20 protein-coding genes are annotated in these 26,225 nt (G+C 66.5%); 13 read left to right on the top strand and 7 right to left on the bottom strand.

Features of this window, described 5'->3' with window-relative positions:
* Window positions 1–35: 35 nt before the first annotated feature.
* The 4 genes from MJ122_RS07640 (at window position 36) to MJ122_RS07625 (ending at window position 5,338) form a co-directional block, all read left to right on the top strand.
* Window positions 36–737, top strand: coding sequence for a response regulator transcription factor (locus MJ122_RS07640; protein WP_239743440.1), 702 nt, complete (start codon window positions 36–38; stop codon window positions 735–737).
* Window positions 737–2,113, top strand: a complete 1,377-nt coding sequence (locus MJ122_RS07635; RefSeq protein ID WP_239743438.1) for a sensor histidine kinase — start codon at window positions 737–739, stop codon at window positions 2,111–2,113. Before MJ122_RS07640 ends, MJ122_RS07635 begins: the two co-directional genes overlap by 1 nt.
* Window positions 2,114–2,194: 81 nt before the next feature.
* Complete coding sequence (locus MJ122_RS07630) at window positions 2,195–4,429, top strand: TonB-dependent siderophore receptor (RefSeq protein ID WP_239743436.1); 2,235 nt, start codon at window positions 2,195–2,197, stop codon at window positions 4,427–4,429.
* 15 nt (window positions 4,430–4,444) lie between these two features.
* The gene (locus MJ122_RS07625) at window positions 4,445–5,338 is read left to right on the top strand and encodes an alpha/beta hydrolase (protein ID WP_239743434.1); all 894 of its coding nucleotides are present in this window, start codon (window positions 4,445–4,447) and stop codon (window positions 5,336–5,338) included.
* 146 nt (window positions 5,339–5,484) lie between these two features.
* On the opposite strand, the gene MJ122_RS07620 is transcribed toward MJ122_RS07625, so the two are convergent.
* A complete protein-coding gene (locus MJ122_RS07620) occupies window positions 5,485–6,378 on the bottom strand; it encodes a LysR family transcriptional regulator (protein ID WP_239743432.1) in 894 nt (297 codons plus the stop codon).
* 90 nt (window positions 6,379–6,468) lie between these two features.
* Here MJ122_RS07620 and MJ122_RS07615 point away from each other — a divergent pair, with 90 nt between their 5' ends.
* Window positions 6,469–7,245 carry an NAD(P)H-dependent oxidoreductase gene (locus tag MJ122_RS07615; protein ID WP_239743430.1) on the top strand — a complete coding sequence of 259 codons (777 nt, stop codon included), beginning with the start codon at window positions 6,469–6,471 and terminating at the stop codon, window positions 7,243–7,245.
* Window positions 7,246–7,331: 86 nt separating this feature from the next.
* Here MJ122_RS07615 and MJ122_RS07610 read toward each other — a convergent pair whose 3' ends face one another.
* Window positions 7,332–8,147 carry an aminotransferase class IV family protein gene (locus tag MJ122_RS07610; RefSeq protein WP_239743427.1) on the bottom strand — a complete coding sequence of 272 codons (816 nt, stop codon included), beginning with the start codon at window positions 8,145–8,147 and terminating at the stop codon, window positions 7,332–7,334.
* Window positions 8,148–8,272: 125 nt separating this feature from the next.
* Between MJ122_RS07610 and gcvA the strand changes: the two genes are divergently transcribed.
* Window positions 8,273–9,187, top strand: a complete 915-nt coding sequence (gene gcvA / locus MJ122_RS07605; protein WP_239743425.1) for a transcriptional regulator GcvA — start codon at window positions 8,273–8,275, stop codon at window positions 9,185–9,187.
* A 90-nt stretch (window positions 9,188–9,277) separates the two neighbouring features.
* Window positions 9,278–9,619 carry an FKBP-type peptidyl-prolyl cis-trans isomerase gene (locus MJ122_RS07600; protein ID WP_239743423.1) on the top strand — a complete coding sequence of 114 codons (342 nt, stop codon included), beginning with the start codon at window positions 9,278–9,280 and terminating at the stop codon, window positions 9,617–9,619.
* 3 nt (window positions 9,620–9,622) lie between these two features.
* On the opposite strand, the gene MJ122_RS07595 is transcribed toward MJ122_RS07600, so the two are convergent.
* On the bottom strand, window positions 9,623–11,587 hold the full coding sequence (locus MJ122_RS07595; protein WP_239743420.1) for a DEAD/DEAH box helicase: 1,965 nt from the start codon (window positions 11,585–11,587) through the stop codon (window positions 9,623–9,625).
* A gap of 166 nt (window positions 11,588–11,753) precedes the next feature.
* Between MJ122_RS07595 and MJ122_RS07590 the strand changes: the two genes are divergently transcribed.
* Window positions 11,754–12,521, top strand: a complete 768-nt coding sequence (locus tag MJ122_RS07590; protein WP_239743418.1) for an ATP-binding cassette domain-containing protein — start codon at window positions 11,754–11,756, stop codon at window positions 12,519–12,521.
* Window positions 12,522–12,823: 302 nt separating this feature from the next.
* On the opposite strand, the gene fhuF is transcribed toward MJ122_RS07590, so the two are convergent.
* The 3 genes from fhuF to MJ122_RS07575 all read right to left on the bottom strand — a co-directional run bounded on the left by fhuF (window position 12,824) and on the right by MJ122_RS07575 (window position 16,029).
* The gene (gene fhuF / locus MJ122_RS07585; protein ID WP_239743416.1) at window positions 12,824–13,579 is read right to left on the bottom strand and encodes a siderophore-iron reductase FhuF; all 756 of its coding nucleotides are present in this window, start codon (window positions 13,577–13,579) and stop codon (window positions 12,824–12,826) included.
* Window positions 13,580–13,610: 31 nt separating this feature from the next.
* On the bottom strand, window positions 13,611–14,597 hold the full coding sequence (locus MJ122_RS07580) for a GNAT family N-acetyltransferase (protein ID WP_239743414.1): 987 nt from the start codon (window positions 14,595–14,597) through the stop codon (window positions 13,611–13,613).
* 97 nt (window positions 14,598–14,694) lie between these two features.
* The gene (locus MJ122_RS07575) at window positions 14,695–16,029 is read right to left on the bottom strand and encodes a SidA/IucD/PvdA family monooxygenase (RefSeq protein WP_239743412.1); all 1,335 of its coding nucleotides are present in this window, start codon (window positions 16,027–16,029) and stop codon (window positions 14,695–14,697) included.
* Window positions 16,030–16,670: 641 nt separating this feature from the next.
* Between MJ122_RS07575 and MJ122_RS07570 the strand changes: the two genes are divergently transcribed.
* From MJ122_RS07570 to fhuB, 5 genes are all read left to right on the top strand, one after another.
* A complete protein-coding gene (locus tag MJ122_RS07570; RefSeq protein WP_239743409.1) occupies window positions 16,671–17,699 on the top strand; it encodes a FecR family protein in 1,029 nt (342 codons plus the stop codon).
* Between the two features lie 252 nt (window positions 17,700–17,951).
* Complete coding sequence (locus MJ122_RS07565) at window positions 17,952–19,640, top strand: cyclic peptide export ABC transporter (protein ID WP_239743407.1); 1,689 nt, start codon at window positions 17,952–17,954, stop codon at window positions 19,638–19,640.
* Between the two features lie 149 nt (window positions 19,641–19,789).
* Entirely contained in the window at window positions 19,790–22,180 is a 2,391-nt protein-coding gene (locus tag MJ122_RS07560) for a TonB-dependent siderophore receptor (protein ID WP_239743405.1), read from the top strand.
* A gap of 126 nt (window positions 22,181–22,306) precedes the next feature.
* Window positions 22,307–23,212: an ABC transporter substrate-binding protein gene (locus MJ122_RS07555; RefSeq protein WP_239743403.1), complete on the top strand. Its 906-nt coding sequence runs from the start codon at window positions 22,307–22,309 to the stop codon at window positions 23,210–23,212.
* Window positions 23,205–25,214, top strand: a complete 2,010-nt coding sequence (gene fhuB, locus MJ122_RS07550; protein ID WP_239743401.1) for a Fe(3+)-hydroxamate ABC transporter permease FhuB — start codon at window positions 23,205–23,207, stop codon at window positions 25,212–25,214. The genes MJ122_RS07555 and fhuB overlap by 8 nt, the downstream gene beginning before the upstream one ends.
* 55 nt (window positions 25,215–25,269) lie before the next feature.
* On the opposite strand, the gene catA is transcribed toward fhuB, so the two are convergent.
* Complete coding sequence (gene catA / locus MJ122_RS07545) at window positions 25,270–26,202, bottom strand: catechol 1,2-dioxygenase (RefSeq protein WP_239743399.1); 933 nt, start codon at window positions 26,200–26,202, stop codon at window positions 25,270–25,272.
* Between the last annotated feature and the right edge of the window lie 23 nt (window positions 26,203–26,225).

The following is a 26,225-nucleotide window of genomic DNA, read 5'->3' as shown; positions in this document are numbered from 1 at the left end:
TTTGCAAATGGTAAATATTCGCATCAAGGTCTGCCGTGTCCCCTTCGCTCCTGCTGGTGGAAGACGATTCCCGTCTTCGCCTGGACCTCGAACGTCATTTCTGTCAGCGCGGTTTTGTCGTCACGACTTGCGCCAACGGTGACCAGGGGCTGGTGGCCGTCCACCAGACCGACTTCGACCTGGTCCTGCTGGACATCCTGCTCCCCGGCATCGATGGCCTGTCGCTGCTGGATAAGCTGCGCAGTTCCCGGGCCACGCCGGTGATGCTGATGTCCGCCCTGGGTGCGGAGCAGGACCGCATTACCGGCTTCACCCGCGGCGCCGACGACTACCTGCCCAAGCCCTTCAGCCTGGCGGAGCTGGATGCGCGCATCGATGCACTGCTGCGCCGGGTCAGCCTGGATCGCACCCGCACCGGGCCGGCCCAGCCTCAACGGCACAGCTCGTTGCAGTTCGACGATGAACTGCAGGACGTTTCCCGCAACGGCGAACACGCGGGCCTGACACATTCCGAATACCGCCTGCTGGCGACGCTGCACGCCCACGCTGGCGAGGCGCTGAGCAAGAGCTTCCTCTACCAGAGCGTGCTGCACCGCGCCTATACGCGGCTCGACCGCGGGCTGGACGTGCATGTCTGCAACCTGCGCCGCAAGCTGGCGGCCATCGGTGCGCAACAGGTGCAGATCCAGGCCGTGCGCGGCCAGGGCTACATCCTGGTGGACGCGGATCGCCACTGATGCGCCGTCACCCGCTGCTGTGGAAGATCGCCGCGCTGCAGGTCGGATTCTGCCTGCTGCTAACCTGGCTGATCTGGACCTGGGGCCTGTCGCTGGAGCGCAGCACCTACTTCCTCGGCAGCGAGGACCGCGATTATCTGGCGCGCCATGCCGAGCAGGCCGAGAGGGTGTTGGAACAGCAGGGTGCCGAGGGTGTAGAGCGCTTTCGCCGCGAACTTTCCGCCGCCGAGCACACCTGGGTCGCGGTGATCGGCGAACACCTGCAGAGCCTGGGCACCACGCCGCTGACGGCGAAGGAATACAGCCACCTGACCTTCATGCGCAAGCTGGACTGGCCGATGAGCCGGCGCCTGCAGGACGAGCTGCCCTATGTCAGCATCGAGTTTCCCGAGCACCCTGAGCGCGGCCGGCTGGTCATGCAACTCCCCGAGCGGCTGCTGCCCGGCGGCCTGACGCCCTGGACGCACCTGTTCAGCCATGGCGTGGTGCCGACCCTGCTGGCCGCCATCCTCGGCCTGTTGATCTATCGCCACCTGGTGTTGCCACTCAATCGTCTGCGCGCCCGTGCCGATGCCCTGCGGGCGGACGATCTGGACAGCGAAGGGCCCGGCACACCGCTGGCCCACCGCCGTGACGAGCTGGGCGAACTGGCGCTGGCATTCGACCATATGGCCGACCGCCTGCGGCACAGCCTGGCGCAGCAGCGGCTGCTGTTGCGCACGCTGTCCCACGAGTTGCGTACACCGTTGGCGCGCCTGCGCATTGCCCATGACAGTGATCTGCCGGTGGAGCAGTTGCGGCAGCGCCTGGACCGCGAGATCCAGGACATGCAGCGCCTGCTGGAAGACACCCTCGATCTCGCCTGGATGGACACCGAGCGCCCGCAGCTGGAACGCGAGCCGGTGCTGGTGCTGTCGGTCTGGGAAGCGCTGCGCGAGGACGCCTGCTTCGAGAGCGGCTGGGAGCCCGAGCGGCTGCCCTGCTCGCTGGGCACCGACTGCGTGGTCGAGGTGCACCTGGACAGCTTCGCCCAGGCCATCGAGAACCTGCTGCGCAACGGCATTCGCCATTCGCCGCGCAACGGCCAGGTGCGCCTGGACGGCTGGCGGGAGGGCGAATACTGGCACCTGTGCGTCAGCGATGACGGCCCGGGCGTGGCACCAGCTGACCTCGAACGCATCTTCCAGCCCTACCAGCGCCTGCAACCCTCGGAATCCAGCGGCTTCGGCCTGGGCCTGGCCATCGCCCGGCGCGGCGTCGAGCTGGCCGACGGGCGCCTGTGGGCGGAGAACGGCACGCGCAACGGCGAGGCCGGGCTGTGCCTGCACCTGCTGCTGCCGGCGGCGTCGACCGAGCCAGTGGCGGCAAGTGTTTAGAAAGTTAATGCGCTTTACCAGCAAATAGTAGTCATTATCATTTGTGATCTCTTAGTAATCGTCCTCCTTCGGAGATCACCGATGTCGTCCCGTCCGATGCAGTTCCTTCCGCCCTTCCTGCTGCTGTCCAGCTGCCTGCTGTCCTTCGCCGTACAGGCCGCCAGCGCCGATTCCGAGCCTGTCGAACTCGACAGCGAGACCATAGTCGCCACCGCCGCAGAAGAAGCCAAGCAGATGCCGGGCGTGTCGATCATCACCGCCGAGGACATCAGGAAGCGCCCGCCGGCCAGCGACCTGTCGCAGATCATCCGTACCATGCCGGGTGTCAACCTGACCGGCAACTCCAGCAGCGGCCAGCGCGGCAACAACCGCCAGATCGACATCCGCGGCATGGGTCCGGAGAACACCCTGATCCTGGTGGACGGCAAGCCGGTTTCCAGCCGCAACGCGGTGCGTTACGGCTGGCGCGGCGAGCGCGACTCGCGCGGCGATACCAACTGGGTGCCGGCCGATCAGGTGGAACGCATCGAAGTCCTCCGCGGCCCGGCAGCGGCGCGTTATGGCAACGGCGCGGCGGGCGGCGTGGTGAACATCATCACCAAGCAGGCCGGTAACGAAACCCACGGCGACGTCACCGTCTACAGCAACTTCCCGCAGCACCGCGACGAGGGCGCCACCCAGCGCATGACCTTCGGCCTCAACGGCCCGCTGACCGACAGCCTGAGCTACCGCGTGTACGGCAACGTCGCGAAGACCGATGCGGACGACTGGGACATCAACGCCGGCCACGAATCCAACCGCACCGGCAACCAGGCCGGCACCCTGCCCGCCGGGCGCGAAGGTGTGCGCAACAAGGACGTCAATGGCCTGCTCAGCTGGCACCTGACGCCCGAGCAGACGCTGGACTTCGAGGCCGGCTTCAGCCGCCAGGGCAACATCTACACCGGCGATACGCAGAACACCAACAGCAACGCCAACGTCAAATCCATGCTCGGTCACGAGACCAACCGCCTGTACCGCGAGAACTACTCGATCACCCATCGTGGCGAGTGGGACTTCGGCAGCTCCATGGCCTACCTGCAGTACGAGAAGACCCGCAACAGCCGCATCAACGAAGGCCTGGCCGGCGGCACCGAAGGCATCTTCAGCAACACCGACTTCTACACCGCCACCCTGCGCGACCTGAACGCCCACGGCGAAGTGAACCTGCCGCTGCACGCCTGGCGCGACCAGACCCTGACCCTGGGCAGCGAGTGGGTGCAACAGAAGCTCGACGACCCGAGCGCCAATACCCAGACCACCAGCGAAGGCGGTTCGGTGCCCGGCCTGACCGGCACCAACCGGGATACCACCTCGCAGGCACAGATCTTCTCGCTGTTCGCCGAAGACAACATCGAGCTGCTGCCCGGCACCATGCTCACCCCGGGCCTGCGCTGGGACCACCACAGCATCGTCGGCGACAACTTCAGCCCGTCGCTGAACCTGTCCCACGCGCTGACCGACAGCGTCACCCTGAAGGCCGGCATCGCCCGCGCCTACAAGGCGCCGAACCTGTACCAGCTCAACCCCGACTACCTGCTCTACAGCCGTGGCCAGGGCTGCTACGGCCAGAGCACCAGTTGCTACCTGCAGGGCAACGAGGACCTCAAGGCGGAAACCAGCGTCAACAAGGAACTGGGCATCGAGTTCAACCAGGGCGGGCTCATCGCCGGCCTGACCTACTTCCGCAACGACTACAAGAACAAGATCGAGTCGGGCCTCTTGCCCGTCGATCAGGCCACCGGCGGCACCGGCAGCTATGCCAACGCGGCGATCTACCAGTGGGAGAACGTGCCCAAGGCGCTGGTCGAAGGCCTGGAAGGCACCCTGACCATCCCGCTGAACGAGCAGCTGAAGTGGAGCAACAATTTCACCTACATGCTGCAGTCGAAGAACAAGGAAACCGGCGACGTGCTCTCGGTGACGCCCCAGTACACCCTGAACTCCATGCTCGACTGGCAGGCCACCGACGCGCTGTCTCTGCAGGCCAGCGTCGCCTGGTACGGCAAGCAGAAGCCGAAGAAGTACGACTATCACGGCGACCGCGTCACCGGCAGCGCCAACAACCAGCTCTCGCCCTACGCCATCGCCGGCCTGAGCGGCACCTATGTGTTCACCAGGAACCTGAGTTTCACCGCCGGGGTGGACAACGTCTTCGACAAGCGTCTGTTCCGCGAGGGCAACGCCCAGGGCGTGAACGGCATCGAGGGCGCCGGCGCCGCCACCTACAACGAACCGGGCCGCACGCTGTACACCAGCCTCACCGCGTCGTTCTGATTAGAGAAGAGCCTGATGAAATTTCGCCTCCTGGCCCTGGCACTGGCGTTCGCCCTGCCGGGGCTGGCAGCGCACGCCGCGCCTGCCACCGACCAGAAAATGGACACCTACCTGCTGCAACGCAGCGACCTGGCCTACCGCTTCAGCGAGCTGAAACTGGACTCCGCCGACGGCCAGCGTCACTACCAGTTGTGGATCGCGCGCCCGAACCATCCCGCTCCCGCCGCCGGCTACCCGGTGGTATGGCTGCTCGACGGCAACGCCGCCATCGGCGCGCTGGACGAGAGACTGCTGACCGACTTGAACGACGGCAAGGCTCCGCTGCTGGTTGCTGTCGGCTACCAGACGCCGCTGCGCATCGACCGCACCGGCCGCACCCGCGACTACACCCCGCTGCGCGCCACCGTTGCCGAGCAGAAAGACCCGCTCACCGGCGACCCCAGTGGTGGCGCCGATGCCTTCCTCGACCTGATGCGCGACCGGATGCTGCCGGCAGTGGCAGCCCAGGCGCCCATCGACCGCTCGCAGCAGACCCTCTGGGGCCATTCCTACGGCGGCCTGCTGACGCTCCACGCGCTACTGACCCGGCCGCAACAGTTCAGCTTCTACGCACCTGCCAGCCCTTCGTTGTGGTGGGGCGACGGCGCCATCCTCAAGGAGCAGACTGGCTTCGCCCACCGCCTGGCCGGACATTCCGCGCAGCTACTGCTGATGCGCGGCGGCGAGGAGCCCTTCAAGCCGCGCGAAGACATCACCCCCAGCGCTCCCCGCGCCGCTCAGCAACTGGTGGACGACGTCGCCAAGGTGCCGGGCATGCAGGCCCGGTTCCATGCCTTCGATGGCATGAGCCATGGGCAGACGCTGGCCGCTTCGCTGCAGTACCTGTTGCGGACGCGGTTTACCCAGTGACCTGACGCGCCGCCTCCCGAAGAGCACGCGACACTTCGCCGGAGCTACCTGTAGGAGCGAGCTTGCTCGCGAACAAGAACTCCCCGACCACTTCGGTGCTGGGCGGTGGTTCGCGAGCAAGCTCGCTCCTACAAAAGCATCAACGCTCAGACTGATGCAGCAATCTGCTCGCGCAGCCACCGATGCGCCGGGTCGCGGTGCGAACGTTCGTCCCAAAGCATCGACATCTCGTAACCCGGCACCTCCACCGGCGCTTCCACCACGCGCAGCGCCGGGTTACCCCGCACCAGCCGCGCCGGCACCATCGCCACCAGGTCGCTGCTGGCCAGCGCCGAGATGACGAAAAGGAAGTGCGGTACCGACAAGGCTACGCGCCGGCTGAGTCCCACCGCCGCCAGCGCTTCGTCGGTCACGCCACTGAATCCGCCGCCATCGGGCGACACCATCACATGTTCCAGCTGGCAGAACTGCGCCCGGGTCGGCTTGCGCTTGAGCTTCGGGTGCCCGGCCCGGCCGGCCAGCACATAGCGCTCACTGAACAGCGTGCGGCGGCGCATGCCCGGCGGGCTGCCTTCGGTGGTGTGGAAGGCCAGGTCGATATCACCCTGCTCCGCCTGCCGGGCGATGCGCGGCGGGGACAGCTCCAGCAGGGCCAGGCGCGTGCCCGGCGCGTTGCCGCGAATGGCGCTCAACGCCGGCAGCAGGATGGTGGATTCGCCGTAGTCAGTCGCGGCGATGCGCCAGGTATTGTCCGCCAGGGCCGGCTCGAAGGGTGCTGATGGCGCCACCGCCTGCTCCAGCGCCTCCAGGGCAATACGCAAGGGTTCGCGCAAGGACTCGGCCCGCGCCGTCGGACGCATGCCGCGCGGCCCTGGCAGCAACAGTGGATCGCCGAAAATGTCGCGCAGCTTGGCCAGGTGCACGCTTACCGAGGGCTGCGAGAAGTTCAGCTGCTCGGCGGCGCGGGTCACATTGTGCTCACGCAACAGCACGTCGAGGGTGACGAGCAGGTTGAGGTCAAGACGCCGCAGATTAGTCATCCATATACCTGGGATTTCGGATATTCATTTCAACTATACCTCTGAACCTCTCATTCTGCGCCCATCCCCACCTGAAGGATGAACGCCTCCATGAACGTACTGATTGTCCATGCACACCCCGAACCGCGCTCGCTCAATGGATCGCTGAAGGATTTCGCCGTGCGCCGCCTGCAGGCCGCTGGCCATGAAGTGCAGGTATCCGACCTCTATGCGACGAACTGGAAAGCCACGCTGGACGCGTCAGACAGCCTCGACCGCGACCCCGAGGCGCGTTTCGACCCATCGCTGGATTCCAAGCGCGCCTACGCCGCCGGCCGGCAGAGCAGCGATATCGCCGCCGAACAGGAAAAACTGCGCTGGGCCGACACGCTGATCCTGCAGTTCCCGCTGTGGTGGTTCAGCATGCCGGCGATCCTCAAGGGCTGGGTCGAACGGGTCTACGCCTACGGTTTCGCCTATGGCGTGGGCGAGCACTCCGATGCCCGCTGGGGCGACCGCTACGGCGAAGGCAACCTGGCCGGCAAGCGCGCCATGCTGGTGGTCACCACCGGTGGCTGGGAGTCGCACTACAGCGCGCGCGGCATCAACGGGCCGATCGATGACCTGCTGTTCCCGATCCACCACGGTGTGCTGCACTACCCCGGTTTCGAGGTACTGCCGCCCTACCTGGTCTATCGCACCAGCCGCGTGGATGCCGAGCGCTACGCGCAGATCGAGCGGGAACTGGGCGAGCGCCTGGACAACCTGCAGGCCACGGCGCCCATCCCCTTCCGTCGGCAGAACGGCGGCGACTACGAAATTCCCGCGCTGACCTTGCGGGAAGAGATCAACCAGGGCGCCACTGGCTTCGCAGCGCATCTGGATTGACCTTATGTTCGCGAGCAAGCTCGCTCCTACAGGGTCATGCACGCGGCTTTTTGTAGGAGCGAGCTTGCTCGCGAACCGCCCACGCCTCAGGGCCTCACACGAGGCTCCGCTACGAAGGCGCTGCGCAGCAACTCGACGAACTCCGGCGCCGGCGGGATCTCTGCATCGCCGATGCGCTTCACCGGTACTGCCGGCGTCCAGGAGTTCATCACCACCGCGCCGCTCAGGCCGGGCAGGTCCTGAGGGTCGATGGCACGCGTCACCTGGCGCACGCCCAGCTGTTCCAGTTGCCGCTGGAGAATGCCCATGGTGGTGCCGGTGAGCATCTTCGCCCGCGGCCAGATCACCGTTTCGCCATCCCAGAACGCCAGGTTCCAGATGGTCGCCTCGCTGAAACGGCCACGGTGGTCGGTGAACACCGCATCGTCGAAACCGGCGGCCACCGCTTCGCGCAGGTACCAGGTCTTGGCGATCTCGCCGACGTGCTTGATCTCCGGCAGTACCCGCTCGTGCCCGGCAATGGCCAGCGACAGCGGCCCCAGCGGCCCATCCGACGGCGGCGAGGTGCGCACCAGCAACTCGGGCCGGTGCTCGGGGCCGGCGACGGTGAATTCCCCGGCAGACGAGTACACCGTCGCCATCAGCGAAGTATCCGCCGGCGCCTGCTCCAGGGCGGCGCGCAACGCCGCGCGGATCTCCTCGTCGGCATGGCTCTGGCCGAACAGCCGCTGCGAGGCATTGCGCAGGCGCTCCAGATGCAGGTCCAGGCCACGGATACCGCCGTCGCGCACCTGCATGGCGGTGAAGTGCGCATAGCCGGCGAAGGCCAGGGGCGCGAGGTCGTCGGCGCTGGCGGGCTGGGCGTTGCGTTGGGTGATACACGGGTGAATGGTGGCGGACATTGGGTTGGCTTCCTCTGCTCGACTGTCTTCTGGGGGATCTTCAAGGTGATCCCACTATCGGCCTTTGACGAAGCCTGGAGAAACGAGTATTTCTCGATGGATCATCAAGCAGGATTTGAAGATCGATGAGCCGTTCCTTTCCCGGCATCCGCTCGCTGCGCACCTTCGAGGCCGCCGGCCGCCACCTGAACTTCACCCGCGCCGCGGAAGAAGTCGGCCTCACGCCGGCGGCAGTCAGCCACCAGATCAAGGAGCTGGAAGACCAGCTCGGCCTCGGCCTGTTCGTGCGCACCAGCCGCAGCATCCAGCTGACCCCGGCGGGCGCGCTGCTGCTGGAGGCGGCGGCGGAATCCCTCGGCCTGCTGCACCGCGCCACCGTGCGGGCGCGGCGACTGGCGCGTACCTCGGAACAACTGCGGGTCTCGCTCACCGCGCGCTTCGCCACCCACTGGCTGCTGCCGCGCCTGCCGCAGTTCCGCGCTCTGCATCCGGGGCTGAAACTCAGCTTCGACGTCAGCGACGAACTGCGCGACTTCGCCGTCGACGATATCGACCTCGCCATCCGCTTCGGCAGCGGGCGCTACCCCGGCCTGCAGGCCGAGCGCCTGTTCGATACCCAGATAATCCCGGTGTGCTGCCCGAGCCTGCTGGAAGACGGCCCGCCCCTGCGCGAGCCGCGCGACTTGAAGGCCCACACCTTGTGTCACGTGGTGTGCGAAACCGAAGGCGCGCCCTGGCCGGACTGGTCGCGCTGGATGGCGGCGGCCGGCGTGGAGGACTTCGACTCCAGCGGCTGCGTTACCTTCGAGGACACCAGCCATGTGGTGCAGGCGGTGCTGGAAGGCGGCGCAGTCGGGCTGGCCGATCACGCCATGGTCGCCCGCGAGCTGGAACAGGGTCTGCTGGTGCAGCCGTTCGATCTGGGCGTGCAGGTCGCCGAGGACTACGCCTACAACCTGGTCTATCCGCAGGCCAGTGCGGACGAACCGCGGATCAAGGCCTTCCGCGAATGGATTCTCGGCGAAATGGCCCTGGGCTGATCGCTGCGGCAGCTTGCAAAGGCTGGGCTTTCCTGCGAAAACGCACGCCCGCGCGGCGCTCGTGCCGCACCCGCAACAACGGAGAACTCCATGAGCAGCGAACTGCGGATCGAAGATATCGTCGTCGGCGACGGCAAGGCCGTGGTCAAGGGCGCCCTGATCACCACCCAGTACAAGGGCACCCTGGAGGACGGCACCGTCTTCGACTCGTCCTACGAAAAGGGCCGCCCCTTCCAGTGCGTGATCGGCACCGGCCGTGTGATCAAGGGCTGGGACACCGGCCTCATGGGGATGAAAGTCGGCGGCAAGCGCAAGCTGTTCGTACCCGCGCACCTGGCCTACGGCGGGCGCCAGGTGGGCGCGCACATCCAGCCCAACTCCAACCTGCTGTTCGAGATTGAACTGCTGGAAGTCCTCACCCGCGACGACTGATCCTCATGCCGGCGCAGCTTCAACGTTGCGCCGCATCGCCAGGATCGCCGTCGGCCCCTGAGCCTTGCGGGTGAACCAGAAGACCCGGCTCACGCCTCGGGTGATCGCCACGTAGGCCAGGCGCAGCTGCTCGTCCTGCTGGGCCTGGTCGTAGCTGCTGGCGAAGAAGCCGCAAGCCGCGTACAGCGCACTGCGCAGCGGGTGCTTTTCCGGTGGCGCGCAGTCGTCGACGATGATCGCCACTTCCGCCTGCAGGCCCTTGGCGCGGTGGATGGTCATGCCCTTCACCGGCAGCTTGCGGTCCAGCTCGCCGAGAATGGTCTGCAGGATTTCGTTGCGTCGGCTGAGCAGCAGCACGGCGGTCTTCTCCTTCGATCCGCGCGCGGCGACGTGCTCGCACTGCCTGCGGATTTCCTCCAGCAGGATCGGCAGGTTCCTGCGCGCATCGAAGCGCTGTACCAGCTTCACCCCGTGGTCGCCCGCCTCCGCCGACTTGAAGGCACGACAGGTCTTGGCCTGCTTGTTGGCCACGCCCACCAGCACGCGCTCACCGTCACGAATCACCGGGTCGATGCTGCGGTAGTTGGTTTCCAGCAGCAGCACGCGGCTCTTGCGCCGCCCCTTGCTGGGAAAATGCCGGTCGAAGTCCATGAACAGCTCCGGGGAGCTGCCGCGCCAGGCGTAGATGGACTGCCAGTCATCACCGATGGCCATCAGGCTGACCGCCTCGCCGCGCTTGGCGAGGTCGCGGTGCAGCGCCTGCAGCCACAGTACGATCTGCGGCGAGACGTCCTGGAACTCGTCGATCAGCAGGTGCTGGAACGGCGCCAGGGCTTCGGCCGGCAGCTTGCCGTCGCCGAGCTGGTCGGTGAGGCGCTGGAACGCCAGGTTGAAGGTCAGCAGGCCCTGCTCCTGCAAGGCAGCGTCGAAAGCCGCCCAGAACAGTTGCAATGCCTGGATGAACTGGCGCTCGCGCGGCGGGCAGCCGAGCTTGTTCGGCTGCAGCCGGTCGATGCGCAGGCCGATGCTCTCGATGAAGCCGGACTGCGCATGGAAGGCCTCGAACAGCGGCAGCGCGGTGAACTCACCTGGCAGCTTGAAGGCATCCAGCGGCGCCTTGCCGATGCGTGGCGGCTTGCCGTCTTCGCCGGCTTCCGGCGGTGGCGGCAGCTCCAGCAACTGGTGCACCAGGGTGCGGAACGGCGCCTGATCGGCGTAGCACTGCTGATAGACCTGCTTGAGCAGGCGCTGCTGAGCCGGGCGCAAGCGGCCGGCGAGCAAGGGGTTGTCCAGCTCATCGACTGGGGCGCGCTCGTCCAGCTGTTCGAACCAGCGTGGATGCTTCAGCGCAACTTTCGCCAGGGTGCCCATGGCCGAGTGGAAGGTCCGCACGCACTGCCGCGCCTGCGCCGCGTCGAACGGATGCCCCCAGTAGCCGAGCACTTTCACCAGTTGCTCGCGAAGTTGCGCGCAGGAGGCGTTGGTGAAGGAAATCACCGTCACCTTCTCGGCGTCTATCCCCAGATGGCAGAGCATGTAGACCACCCGCAGCACCAGGGTGGTGGACTTGCCGGAGCCGGCGCCGGCGAAGATTCGGGCCAGCGGCTCGGGCGCAAGGATCATCGCCCACTGCTCGTCTGATGGCAGGCTGACGATCCCGTGGGCAGCGGCCTGGGCCACGCGCTGGCGCATATCGAGGGCGTGCTGCTCGTCCGGCGCGCTGGCGCTGCCGTAGATGCCGGCAGCAGCCGGGGCGCGCGGGCGTTTGGCCGCAGGCGAGTCGTCGTCCTTCCTGGCCCCGGCAGTACGCTTGGCCGGCGCCCTGGCCTTGCCCTTCGCCTTGCCGCGCGCCCCTGGTTTGGGTTGCGCCGCTTCGCGCTCGTCGCGCAGGTATTGGGTGGTACGGGGGAAATAACGCGCAAGGGCTTCGGCAACCAGCCGCTTGTAGCGTTCGACAGCAGACTCCATGGGTCCTACCAGATCATGTACGACGTTGAATCATAAGCGGTTTGCGACAGTGACAGGCAATCCATCCGGCGGTTCCGCCAGGTCTGGGAAAATTGATAACCATTAGCAATTGGATTAGAGTCGGTCTCCCGCTTTTTCCGGCCACGCCTCCCCTACGGATGACCCCATGTTCGAACTGGAAAATGTCAGTTTCAGCGTCCCCGGTCGCACGCTCCTGCAACCGCTGAGCCTGCAGCTGGCGGACGGCAACATGATCGGCCTGATCGGCCACAACGGCTCGGGCAAATCGACCCTGCTCAAGCTCCTGGCTCGCCAGCAGCAGGCCAGCGGCGGCAGCATCCGCCTGGACGGCAAGCCACTGCAGGACTGGGGCAACCGCGACTTCGCGCGCCAGGTGGCGTATCTGCCGCAGCAACTGCCGCAGACCGACGGCCTGACCGTACGCGAGCTGGTCGCCTTCGGCCGTTATCCTTGGCACGGCGCTCTAGGCCGTTTCACCGGCGAGGACCGTCGGCAGATCGACCGCGCGCTGGATCTCACCGACACCCTCGCCTTCGCCGGGCGCCCGGTGGACCTGCTCTCCGGTGGCGAACGCCAGCGCGTCTGGCTGGCCATGCTGCTGGCGCAGAACAGCCGCTACCTGCTGCTGGACGAACCGACTTCGGCGCTGGACATCGCCCACCAGGTGGAAGTGCTTTCCCGCGTCCACGAGCTCAGCCGCGAGCTCGGCCTGGGCGTGCTGGTGGTGCTGCATGACATCAACATGGCGGCGCGCTACTGCGACCACCTCATCGCCCTGCACGGTGGTCGCCTGCTGGCCCAGGGCACGCCGGACGAGCTGATGCGCGGGGAAACGCTGGAAGACATCTACGGCATCCCCATGGGCGTGCTGAGCAACCCGGCGGATGGGTCGCCGATCAGCTACCTGCGCTAAGCCCCTGCTGGGACGAACCGTCCCCTGTCAGCCTCCCCGTGAGCGCATCTGCAGGATGGGTGGAGCTTGCGATACCCATGCTGCTGAGGGTGCGCGGAACTCGATGGGTATCGCTGCGCTCCACAGCATCCTACGTCCTTGCGCCTCCCTGATCCCCGTGTGAGCGGAAACGCCCCTCGCGGGCATGGCCGGGAGCCCCTCTCCCGCAGCGGGAGAAGGCGCCGTTCGGCACAGGATGAAGCCTGGTCGCCCGGCGCAGGATGCCTAGCCTGGGACAGGTTATCCGCCCTACGGGAGTTCCGTTACAGGTCGCTTGCCTGGGCCGGAGGCTCGTCGATCAGCGGGCAGTTGTCGCAGTTTCCGATGCTGCCCAGCCGGTAGCGTATGCAGCACGTCCGGCGCTGCCGCCAGAGCCCGTCCGGGCGCTGCTCGCAGGACACCTCGACATACTGGATCGGCTTGTACAGCGGATTGCGCGTGCCGTCCGGACGGCGCTCGGCCTCCAGCAGTTCGCGGCCGTGGCCGAGCATCGGGGCCAGCGGCGGCAGCCTGGCCATCTCGGTGATGAACCATTCGAAGTAGTTGCCGGCGTTGCTCCAGAGCACCTTGGGCGACAGGCGCACCTCAGCGGCTATCGCTTGCACGAAGGGCTGCAGGTGATCCTCCAGCAGATGGGCAAAGCGCTCGAACGGATCGCCGGGTGGCGCGGTGAATGGCCCACCCTCCCCCGGCAGCTTGAAGGCTTCGGGAATGCCCTGGGCGTCGAGCACCACTTCGATGTCATCGAACGCCAACGGCAACGTGCGGCCCAGCACCAGCGCAGCAGCCACCACCGGCGGAATGAGGCGTACCAGGTACCACTTGGACCACTGCGAAGCCAGTGCGCGCCGGTCGCCATCGGCGTGCGGCGGATCGAAGCGGCGCAGCACGCTGTCGAGCATTTCCCGCTCAAGCAAGGCGCGCGCGGAGACAGAGGGACGGGGATCGTCGCGGGTCACCAGCACCTCGCGGTAGCTGGCGAACTCGCTGAAATACAGCGGCGCGAGGGCTGCGATCACCGGCAGCCCTCGCTCACGCGGCGAGCCGCTGTCAGCACAGGCCGCAACGCTCGAAGAAGGTTTCCCGGCTCTGCACCATCAGCGCGGCGCGCTTGTGCGGGAAGTTGAATTCCTTCTCGCGCCAGAAACCCAGGCGCTGCATGTGGCCAATCATCTTCGCGTTGTCGGCGCGCGGCTCGGCGACGATACGCTGGGTACGCGGGTCGTCCAGCAGCAGGTAGTGCACCAGGGCGGTCATCCAGCTTTCCACCTTGTGCGGGCCACGGTGGGATTCCTCCCCCACCAGCATGTGGATGCCACGGTCGTAGTCGTCCACTTCGTAGAACGGCGCGATGCGGTCTTCCTTGGCCCAGTAGGCCTCGTAGTAGGCGAAGGGCTCGTCGTCGATACAGCCGATCAGGGTGCTGGTGTGCGGGTCGGCGGCGGCTTTTTCCAGGTAGGCGCGGTGTTGCTCCAGGGTGCCGCCCTCCTGCCAGAACTCCAGCACGCGCGGGCTGTTCTGCCAGCGGCTGAAGCGTTCCAGGTCCAGTTCGATATCCAGGGTGCGCAGGGAAATCCACTGCCCCAGCTTGGCGTCGAAGCGGCGATAGACCTCGCCCTGCGGTTTGGGCGCGCGCAACGGATGACGACGACCGTTGCTCATGCGGTAGACCTGCGGGTAGTTGGCGCTGGTCGCGCCCTTGTGCCAGGCAGCCCCCAGTTGCCAGAAGGCCGTGCGCTCGATCTGCAGGCGTCCGCCGACTTCATCTCGGCTCACCAGGCCTTTTGCGAGCGCCTCGGCGGGCACGCTGGCGGCAGCGAACTGCACGCGCTCGCTCTGTACATCGCCTGCGAAGGTCCAGTAGGCCAGCGCCCACAGCGCCTCCACGGACGGCGCGGAACTCAGTTGCCAGCACTCGCCTTCGCGCTGCGCACTGAGCAGCGGCTGGCCGTCGAGCAGCAGGGTCAGGCCTTGGGTGCCGTGGTCGGCGGAGAGCTTGCGGCCGTCAGGCAATGGAAGCGAGAAGCTGGGCGTCATGGTGGGTTCCCTTTGGTGAATGCAACGACCCCGCCCGTATGACGAGCAGGGTCGGCGGAAATTTAGCCGGCCCGGAAGTCGATTCCGGGCCTGCAGATCACGCGCTTTCCGCAGTCAGCGGGCGCGTCGGCTTGTGCGCGGTCTCGTGCGGCGGCAGGTGCTCGAACATCGACGCGGCGATTTCCTGCGCGCGCATCGGCAGCACCGACAGCAGCGTGTCGCTCAGGCCATGGCTGTCCTGGGTGAAGCCCTGCAGGTAGATGCCGGCGTGCAGGCGCTCGTCGGCCAGTACGCGGTAATCGCGGCCCACTTCGAAGTCGCCCAGGTAGTCCTGCAGCGGTGCGAGCAGTTCGCGGTGCGACTTGCGTTCGTAGCCGGTAGCGAGGATCACCGCGTCGTAGCGATGGGTTTCCACGGCGCCGGTGGCGCTGTCGCGCAGGGTCAGTTCGATACCTTCGGCGTCGGCCTTGGCGGCCTCCACATTGCGCCGGCAAAGGAAGGCGTGGCGGTCCACGCCGGCCACCTTCTGGCGGTAGAAGATGCCGTAGATGCGCTCGATCAGGTCGAGGTCCACTACCGAGTAGTTAGTGTTGTGGAACTCCTGGATCAGTTTCTCGCGCTCGGCCTTGGGCTCGTTGAACACCAGGTCGGTGTAGCGCGGGGCGAAGATCTCGTTGACGAAGGGGCTGTCGTCCGCCGGCTTGAGCACCGCCGCGCGCAGAACCATGTCCACCTTCACCGAAGGGAAGCTGTCGTTCAGGTCGATGAAGGCTTCGGCCGCACTCTGGCCACCGCCGATCACTGCGATGCGCATCGGCTCGTTCTGGTTGCAGCGCTGCTTGGCCATGCACTCCAGGTAACGGGCGTGGTGGAACACGCGCGGGTCGTCGCGCAGGTGGTTGAAGGCCGACGGGAAGCGCGGCGTTCCCCCGGTACTCACCACCACGCTGCGCGCCAGGCGGAAGCGTTCGTGGCCGCGGGCGTCGCTGGAGATGACCTTCACCAGCTCGATGCCATCCGGCCCCTGCACCGGTTCGACGCGGCTGACGGTCTCGCCGCAGACGCGCTGCTCGGCGAACTGATCGCTGACCCAGCGCAGGTAGTCGTTGTACTCCATTCGGCACGGGTAGAAGGTGCCCAGGTTGGTAAAGTCGATCAGCCGGCCCATGGCGTGCAGGTAGTTGACGAAGCTGTAGGGGCTGGTGGGGTTGCGCAGGGTCACCAGGTCCTTGAGGAAGGAAATCTGCAGCTCGCTCTGCGCCACCAGGGTGTTGCCGTGCCAGCGGTAGTCGGCCTGCTTGTCGAGGAACAGTGCGTGGTAGTGGCGACCCTCGCGTCGCGCCTGCTCCTGCAGGGCGATCGCCAGCGCCAGGTTGGAGGGGCCGAAACCGATGCCGAGCACGTCGTAGGTCGGGGTGATCATCTGGGTCATGGTGCCAATGTCCTGTATCGCGATGGCCTTGGGGCGTGACCACGCCGGAGTCGGCGGCTTACTGCTCTGCCCGGAGCGCCCCGCCATCGGGCGGTCGGCGCTCGCTCCTGCGTGTCGCCCATGATTTGCGCTGTCGATAGCGCGTTATCTGGAGAGACGAGACAGGCCTGGGGAAATTTAGAATGATTCTCACTAAGTCATGAGAATTTCCAAATGGCGGATGGAAGTCAGTCAGGGGAAATCGTGCGCGACCCGCGCGGGACTAAATACTGGACGCGCTTGCACGTCTACCGAGGTAAACCGGATCAACGTGCTCATGAGGCGGACTGGAGCGGCGGGGGTCGATCGAGGGCAGAGTCCGCTTGTGTCTGCCCCAGGCCTACAGGCACAGCCGGCAAGGCTGCCCATGGCCTGCATGATCTCGACAGGCCGCCGGCAGTTCGCCAAGGCTGCGATCGAGGTGGAGAGCGAGTGCCTTGTGAGCCGATGAACGCGCTTTCCGCCTCGTCGGGCATCCCGCGAAAAATCGTCGAGGCTGCAGGCGCCTGCTGACAGTGCGAGTCGGGCTTATTTATAATCAGTCGCATCAACGCGAAAAGAAAGTGTGATATCGGCCGCCAACGGCCTTACCGAGATTCCCGATGACCAGCTCCCCTTCCCCGTTCGACGATGACCGCATCAGCGCCGAAGCTGCGCACTGGTGCGCGCGTCTGCACGACGAAGAGTGCAGCGATGCCGACCGCGCCGAGTTCGCCCAATGGCTCGCGCTCGACTCGCGGCACGGGGAGGAATACCAGGCAATGCTGGACATCTGGCAACTTTCGGAACTGCTGCCGCGGACCGCGCGAACCGCACCAGGATCCGCAGTTCCCGCGCCCCTGCGCGAGCGCCGCCCCCGCAGCACTGCTCGCCGGCGGCGCAGCGGCGAACGCATTGCCGCCATCGCGGCCGGCGTGCTGGTCGCCATCGGCGCGATCTGGTCGGCCGGCTGGTGCGCCGGGCTGCTACCCTCGAAGGTCGGCTACTACGCCGCGCAGCCTGGCGCACGCGAGGTGGAACTGGCCGATGGCTCGAAAGTCGAACTCAACAGCCACTCGCAGCTCTTCTTCGCCAACTTCCGCGACCGACGTAGCGCCTGGTTGAAAAGCGGTGGCGAAGCCTACTTCCAGGTCACCCACGACACCCTGCAACCCTTCTCGGTCTATACCGACAACGGCAGCGTGCGGGTTACTGGAACGCGCTTCAACGTTTGGACCGACCCACAACAGATGCTGGTCACCCTGCTCGAAGGCTCGGTGGTGGTCAGCCCGCCCGACAGCGTCGATGGCAACAGCGCCCAGCTCACGCCGGGCATGCAGGCGCGCTACAGCCAGGGCAGCCAGCGCATCGAACTGGCCCAGGTCGCGCCCGCCGGCGCCATTGCCTGGCTCGAAGGCAAGCTGGTGATCGACGACCTGACGCTGCAATCGGCCATCCCGCTGATCAACCGCTACCTCAAGCAGCCGGTGTTCCTCGATGACGCCACCGTCGCCGCCATGCGCATCGGCGGCATCTACCGCACCGACGACCTCCAGGCGCTGGTGGACTCACTGCCCAAGGTCCTGCCGCTGGACCTGCACAAGGACAACCAGGGCCGCATGGTGCTTGCCAGCCGCTACGTTCAGCTCTGAATTCGCCACGCGGACATGCCGGGCAGCGGCGTGCCGTGGGGTTCGCGCCCGCTCCTGCGGGCGCTCGAAACTGGAGCGACCAATCGGATACATCTTCTTGTTTGCGAACTTTTCGCAAATTCTCTTCAGTTTTCTTCCGGCTCATTCGTCTTGATAGCAACGATTCGGATTTGCCGATGATCCGCTGATTCGCGCGCCGTCTCGTCCCGTTGTGCGACCTGCTTTCCGGCAGGTCGGGTCCAGGAAAAGACGATGCAGACTCCCGCTCCAAGCGCGTTCCGCGAAATGCTCAAGTTGCTGCGGCCGTACTGGCTGCCGCTGGCCCTCGCTACCCTGCTGGGGATTCTTGGCGGTGCCGCGATTACCGCGCTGCTTGCCACCATCAATTACGGCCTGCATTCCGAAGGCGGCATGTCGGCCGCGCTGCTGTTGGGTTTCGCCGGCCTGTGCGGCGTAGCCCTGATCGGCTCGATCATCTCCGACCGCGGCACCAACTATGTCGGCCAGCACGTCATCGCCAGTCTGCGCAAGGACCTGGGCAGCAAGATCATCGCCGCACCCATCGAGCAGATCGAGCGCTACCGCAGCCACCGGCTGATCCCGGTGCTGACCCACGACATCGACACCATCAGCGACTTCGCCTTCGCCTTCGCACCGCTCGCCGTCGCGCTGACCACCACGCTCGGCTGCCTGGGTTACCTGGCCTGGCTGTCGCCACCGATGTTCCTCGCTACCGCCATCGCCATCGTCGTCGGCAGCGCGGTGCAATATGTCGCGAGGGCCAAGGGCATCAAGGGTTTCTTCGAGGCACGGGACAAGGAAGACGAGCTGCAGAAGCACTACCGCGCCATTGCCGAGGGTGCCAAGGAGCTGCGCATCAGCCGCCCGCGCCGCTTCCAGCACTACAGCGAGCGCCTGCAGGGCACCGCCGACGAGATCTGCGACATCCAGCTGCGCTCGATCAACCTGTTCAACGTCGCCAAGGGCTTCGGCTCGACCCTGTTCTTCATCGTCATCGGCGTGGCCCTGGCCTACCAGTCGCTGTGGCCGAGCACCGACCAGGCGACGCTGTCCGGCTTCATCCTGGTGCTGCTGTACATGAAGGGCCCGCTGGAGGGGCTGATCGGCCAGCTGCCGGTGGTGACGCGCGCCCAGGTCGCATTCCGCCGCATCGCCGAGCTGTCGGTGCGTTTCTCCTCGCCGGAGCCGAACCTCCTGCTGGCCGACGACGGTCGCAAGCCGTTGGACTTCCAGTCCATCGAGCTGCGCGAGCTGGCCTACCACTACCCCACCGACGACGGCGTCCGTGGCTTCGGCGTCGGCCCGCTGGACCTGAAGGTCAGTCGAGGCGAAATCCTCTTCATCGCCGGTGAGAACGGCTGTGGCAAGACGACCATGATCAAGCTGCTGCTCGGCCTCTACGCCCCGCGCGGCGGCGAGCTGCTGCTCAACGGCCAGCCGGTGAACGATGCCAACCGCGATGACTACCGCCAGCTGTTCACCACCATCTTCGCCGACTACTTCCTCTTCGAAGACCTGCTCAAGGGCAGCCAGGACATCCCCGCCGAAGCCGGCCGCTACCTGGAGCGCCTGGAGATCGCCCACAAGGTCAGCCTGCAGGGCCAGGAATTCTCCACCACCGATCTGTCCACCGGCCAGCGCAAGCGCCTGGCCCTGGTGCAGGCCTGGCTGGAGAAACGTCCGGTGCTGGTGTTCGACGAGTGGGCGGCGGACCAGGACCCGGAGTTCCGCCGGATTTTCTACACCGAGCTGCTGCCCGAGCTGCGCGCCCAGGGCAAGACGCTGATCGTGATCTCCCACGACGACCGCTATTTCGATGTCGCCGATCGCCTGTTGCGCATGAGCGCCGGACAGATAGTGGAGATCGAGGACCACCGCGCCACATCGCCTCATGGCGGCTCCGGCGTAGCCATGGGTTGACCGCCGGGCGGTGCGGCTGGCCGCCCTTCCACCCGGTCATTACCGAGAAAAAAAGAGCGAACGGATTGTTCCGGTGCCTGCACCGGCCTGCCACACCAAGCTGAATCATTCTTATTAGAAACTGCATTGAGATCATAGGAGCTAAACAAGTGAGTCGCACCCGCACTGCGCTGCAATCCCAGCACCCGGTGAAGCCCCTGGCCCGCCTGGTCCGCGCCACCGCCCTGGGGATGGTCCTGACCGCCACCGCCGCCTACGCCGCCCCGGTTCGCATCGACATCCCGGCCCAGTCCCTGGCTTCCGCCCTGACCAGCCTGGGCGCGCAGTCGAACCTGCAGATCGTCTTCAACCAGAGCCAGGTGCAGAACCTGCGCGCCCCCGGCGTGCGCGGTGAGATGGAGCCCACCCAGGCGCTGGAGCGCCTGCTGCAGGGCTCCGGGATCAAGTACCAGGTCGAAGGCAGCCGAGTGACCCTGCTGGGCGCTGACTCCGCCAGCGGCGAAACGCTGAACATGTCTGCCCAGGTCATCACCGGCGCGGTCGAAGGCGAGGACAGCTACGTGCCGCGCACCTCCAACAGCGGTAGCAAGACCGACACCCCGCTGCTGGAAATCCCCCAGTCGATCTCGGTGATCACCCGCAAGCAGATGGACGCCCAGGGCGCGCAGACCGTGACCGAAGCGCTGCGCTACGTGCCTGGCGTCAAGGTGGAAGCCTATGGCCTGGACCCGAAGGGTTTCGACTGGCTGTACATCCGCGGCTTCAACGCCCAGGCCACCAGCGACTACCTCAACGGCCTGCGTCAGCAGAACAACAGCTACGCCTTCTTTCGCAGCGAGCCCTATGCCTTCGAGCGCATCGACGTGGTCCGTGGCCCGTCCTCCAGCCTGTTCGGCCTGGGCGACGCCGGCGGCATCGTCAACCGTGTGAGCAAGAAGCCCACCGCCAACCACGTCAACGAGGTCCAGCTGACCGGCGGCAACCATGACCGCAAGCAGGGCCAGTTCGACCTCGGCGGCGCGCTGGACGAGCAGAACCAGTTCCTCTACCGCGTGGTGGGCCTGGCCCGCGACTCGAACACCCAGGCCGAATACGACGATGGCCACGAGGTCGAGGACAACCGCTACTACATCGCCCCGTCCTTTACCTGGGCGCCGGACGAAGACACCAGCCTGACGATCCTCACCGACTTCCTGCGCGACCGTAACTCCGGCTCGATCTTCGACTACAGCGTCAATGGCCACCCCACCGGCACGCTGCTGGGCGACCACAACTACAACCACTTCGACCAGGACCAGTACACCCTGGGCTACGAGTTTCGCCACCGCCTGAACGACACCTGGGAATTCCGCCAGAACGCCCGCTACGGCCAGGTCGACCTGATCTTCAACAACCTGCTGCCGCAACTGCAGGTCGGTCGGAACATCATCCGCACGGCGGATCGCTTCGACCAGCACATGGACACCTTCAACCTGGACAACCAGTTGCAGGCCAACTTCGACACCGGCGCCATCAAGCACACCCTGCTGATGGGCGCGGACTACAGCTGGCAGGACGCCAATGTCGCCCGCTGGCGTACCCTCGGCCCGTCGCTGAACCTGGATAACCCGATCTACGGCCAGAGCGTGCCGCGTCCGAACAAGGGCAACAGCCTCCAGTCCATCGACTACGACCAGAACATCGAGCAGATCGGCGCCTACCTGCAGGACCAGGTCAAGTTCGACGACCACTGGATTCTCACTGCTGGCGGCCGCTACGACTATGTGCGCAACGACCTGGACAACCACGTCGGCGCCCACAGCATGCAGAAGGACAACGCCTTCACCGGCCGGGTCGGCCTGACCTACCTGACCGACTTCGGCCTGGCGCCCTACGTCAGCTACTCCGAGTCCTTCGTGCCCAACACCGGCATCAGCTCCGACGGCAGCGCCTTCAAGGCCAGCGAAGCGCACCAGTACGAAGCGGGCGTGAAGTTCCAGCCGGACGAAACCCTGCTGATCACCCTGGCCGCCTACGAGCTGACCAAGGAAAACATCCTCACCAACCAGCTGAACGCCAACGGCGTGCCCACCGGTTTCAGCGAGGCTACCGGCGAACAGCGCTCGCGCGGCATCGAGGCCGAGCTGAAAGCCAAGCTGGACCAGAACTGGGACCTGCTGGCCTCGTACACCTACACCAAGGCCAAGATCACCAAGAGCAACGATGCCAACGAAGGCAACCGCCCGGCCAACGTGCCCGAGCACATGGCCAACGGCTGGCTGAACTACACCTTCCACGAAGGTGCGGTCGACGGCCTCTCCATCGGCGGCGGCGTGCGCTACACCGGCTCGCTCTACGGCAACAACGCCAACACCTACCACGTCGACAACTACACCCTGTTCGACGCCGGCGTGAGCTACCCGCTGAACAAGAACGTGACCCTCTCGGTGAACGCCCAGAACCTGCTGGACGAGGAATATGCCGCGACCTGCGACAGCCCGATCTCCTGCTACCCGGGCCTGCGCCGGACCGTCATGACCAGCGTGAAGTACAGCTGGTAAGGCACTCGTGGAGGCGGCTCGCGTCGCCTCCACGCGCTCTTTCCGGGCTCCCTGTGCGCAGGGAGCCTTTCTTGTTTCAGAAGACTGTTGTTTCAGAAGACTGTCGTTTCAAGCGAGGAGTAGTGCATGTCCCTCACCCGTCGCCATCTGCTGCAGGGGCTCGCCATCGGCGGGCTGGCCTGCGCGTCCGGCCTGCCGGTGTTCGCCGGCGAACGCCTGACGCGGATCGTCGCGCTCAACTGGGTGGCCGCCGAGACGCTGCTGACCCTGGGCGTGCCGCCGCTGGCGATCTCCGACGACCGCTACTACCGGGTGCGCATGCCCACCATGGCGCTACCGGAAAGCGTGCGCGACGTGGGGCCTTACTGGGAACCGAACCTCGAACTGATCCAGCAACTGCAACCGCAACTGATCCTCAGCGATCCGATGACCCCGACCTTGCAGCGGCGGCTCAACGGCATTGCCCCCACCGAGAAAGTCGCGATCTACCCAGCTCCCGAGGGCGCCTGGAAAGCCACTACCGACTTCATGAGCGACCTGGCGCGGCGGCTGGGCATCGAGCAGGTCGCCGCCGACTACGTCGCCGCGGGCGAACTGCGCCTGGCAGAGCTGCGGGCGAAGCTGGCTCACCGCCGCCTGCCCCCCGTGTGTGTCGCCGTACTCAACCAGGACGGCCGTCACGCTGCCGTCTACGGCAGGAACAGCATGGTCCAGGACGTGCTCGACCACCTCGGCGTCGAGAATGCCTGGCAGGGACCGGTCGGCCCCGTCGGGCTGGCCATGGTCAGTATCGAGCGGCTGGCCGAGCGCCCGGGTTCGCACCTGGTCTACGTCGACATCCCCACCACCTCGGCACGCCTGCAGAGCCTGCGGCAACCCAACGACCTCTGGGCCAACCTGCCCGCCGTGCGCCAGGGCCACACCCTGACCCTGCAGCGCTTCTACCCCTATGCCGGCGCCGCCTCGGTGCTCGACCTCGCCGAACGCATCGCGGCCTACCTGGACAGCGCCACGGAGGTCGCCCATGTCTGAATCGACCCTCGGTCTCACCGCGCCGCGTAGCGGCCCGCTGCTGGGCCCGGCGCTCTGGACGCTGGTACTGGCGCTTCTGGCTGGCCTGCTGGTGTTCCATGGCCTGCAGGGCGCCCTGCCCCGCGACCTCTGGTGGCAGGCGCTGTGGTCGCCGGACCTGGACGATGTGCGCCAGGTGCTGCTGCACTTCAGCTTCTTCCCGCGCCTGGCAGTCAGCCTGATGGCCGGCGCCGCACTGGCCCTGGCCGGCACGCTGTTCCAGCAGATCCTCCGCAACCCGCTGGCGGAACCGGTGACGCTGGGGGTTTCGGCCGGCGCCAACCTGGCCCTCTCTGCCGCGACCATCTTCGCCCCTGCCCTGCTGGTGCACGGCCTGGAGGCCGTCACCCTGACCGGCGCGGCGCTGGCCGCCTGCCTGCTGTTCGCCTTTGCCTGGGGTCGCACCCTGTCGCCTTTGCGCTTCATCCTTGCCGGCATGGTCATCAGCCTGTACTGCGTGTCGCTCAACGCGCTGCTGGTGCTGTTCAACCACGATTACCTGATCGACCTGCTGCTCTGGCAGGCCGGCTCGCTGAACCAGAGCGGCTGGGACGGCGTGCTTTATCTGGCGCCCCGCCTGGCGGTGGCCATGGTCATCGCATTGCTGATGGCGCGCCCGCTGGCTGCACTGGGGCTGGAGGATGAGGGTGCGGCGGCAGTGGGCGTGAACCTGCTGCGCACCCGCGTCATGGGCCTGGCCGTGGCCGTGGCGTTGAGCGCGTTCGTCACCAGCGCCGTGGGCATGCTGGCTTTCGTCGGCCTGGCCGCGCCGGCCATTGCCCGGTTGTGCGGGGCGCGCACGCTCAGGCAGCGGCTGATCTGGGCGCCGCTGCTGGGTGCCGCGCTGCTCTGCGTGGTGGACCAGATCGCCCGCGAGCTGTCGCGCTTCGCCGGGGAGATTCCCGCCGGCATCCTCACCGGCGTCTTCAGCGTGCCGCTGCTGCTGTGGCTGCTCAGCCGCCAGCGCAGCGGCGGCATCGTCCCACGCCCGGCAGCGGCCAAGCCGCAGTGCGAGCATCCTTGGCGGTTGATCATCGGTGCAGCGATATTGCTAGGCCTGCTGACGTTGCCGGCCATCTACTTCGCGGTGGATGCCAACGGCTGGCACTGGGGCGACGCAGGCCTGAGCGACGCCATCGCGCAATGGCGCTTGCCGCGCGTGCTCGGCTCATTGGCTGCCGGCGCCATGCTCGCCGTGGCCGGCCTGCTGGTGCAGCGCCTGACCGGCAACCCCATGGCCAGCCCGGAAGTGCTGGGCGCCACCTCCGGCTCGGCGATCGCGGTGCTGGTGCTGTTCCTGGTGATGCCGCAGCCGCAGGCCTATATGGTCCCGGCCGCCAGCATCGGCGCATTGCTCACCCTCGGCCTGCTGCTGTGGTTTGCCTGGCGCAAGACCTTCAATGCCGAGCGACTGCTGCTCACCGGCGTGTGCCTGACCACTCTGCTGCACTCGCTGAGCACCCTGCTGCTGGCCAGCGGCGATCCGCGCATGACGGCGATGATGAGCTGGATGACCGGCTCGACCTATCAGGTGGATGTGCTGTCGGCGACCACCGGACTGCTGGTCGGCGCGGTGATGATTGGTGTCAGCCTGCTGCTGGCTCGTCCACTGGACCTGCTGACGCTGGGCAATGGTACGGCGACCGCGTTGGGGCTGAGGCTGCGCCTGAGCCACCTGACCATCCTGCTGACGGCCGCCGTGCTCACGGCCACCGCGACCATCATCGTCGGCCCGCTGAGCTTCGTCGGCCTGATCGGTCCGCACATCGCCCGCCACCTCGGCGTGCGCCGCGCCGCGCCGCAAGTGCTACTGAGCGCGGTGGCCGGGGCGCTGATCATGGTGGTGGCGGACTGGCTGGGGCGGAATATCGCCTATCCGTGGCCGGTGTCGGCGGGATTGCTGGCGGCGTTCATCGGCTGCCCCTACTTCCTCTGGCTGATGCATCGGGAGCGCCGCGGCTGAGTTCAGCGGCCTTTCGCAGGATGGGGTTACCGGCAGGATCGGAGCCGTCGGAGAATCAGGCTTCCTGCAACGCGCGGGGACGGCTGCTGCGGTCTTCCGCATCGGCGGAAACCGCCTGCTGCAGCTGGAAGTCGAACTCGATCTCGGCGAAGCGCCCTTCCACGCCGCGCGCCTTGGCGGCTTCCGCATCCTCGACGAAACGCACCTCCCCCACCAATCCGTCACGGGTCGCGTAGGCGAAGTCGTCCCACAGGTACCGGTCACCGGCGAGGTTGATCTGCGTGGTCAGGTGGCGATGGCCCGGTGCGGAGATGAAGAAGTGGATGTGCGCCGGACGCTGGCCGTGGCGGCCGAGCTGGTTGAGCAGCTCCTGGGTCGGGCCGTCCGGCGGGCAGCCGTAACCGCTGGGCACGATGCTGCGCGCCTTGTAGCGGCCTTCGGCGTCGGTGACGATGCGCCGGCGCAGGTTGTACTCGGACTGGCTGCTGTCGAAGTACGAATAGGTGCCCTTGGTGTTGGCATGCCAGAGGTCCACCACGGCGCCGGCCAGGGGCTTGCCGTCGAGGTCGAACACGCGGCCGGAGAGGAACATCACGGTGCCCGGGTCCTTGCCGTCGTCCAACCGCGCTTCGCCCTCGGACAGCGGTGCGCCGGCCACGTACAGCGGGCCTTCGATGGTGCGCGGAGTGCCGCCGCCGATGCCGGCCGCCGCGTCCTGGGCATCCAGCAGCAGGTCGAGGTAGTGCTCGATGCCCAGGCCGGCAACGACCAGGCCGGCTTCCTGGCGGGCGCCGAGGCGGTTGAGGTAATCCACCGCTTTCCAGAACTCATCGGGGGTGACGTTCATGTCTTCAATCAGTTTGGCAGTGTCCCGCAGGATGCGCAGGATCAACTGCTTCACGCGTGGATTGCCGGCGTCATTGAGCGCGCCGCTGGCCTCTTCGAAGAACTTCTGGATGTCGGCAGTCTGGGAAATCTTCAGGGTCACGGTGATTACCTCTTTCCTGTTGT

It is taken from the genome of Pseudomonas sp. DP-17 (genome assembly GCF_022380625.1).
GTDB lineage: Bacteria > Pseudomonadota > Gammaproteobacteria > Pseudomonadales > Pseudomonadaceae > Pseudomonas > Pseudomonas nitroreducens_A.
Note: the sequence above shows the minus strand (reverse complement) of the source record. Positions and strands in the feature narration are given on the sequence as shown.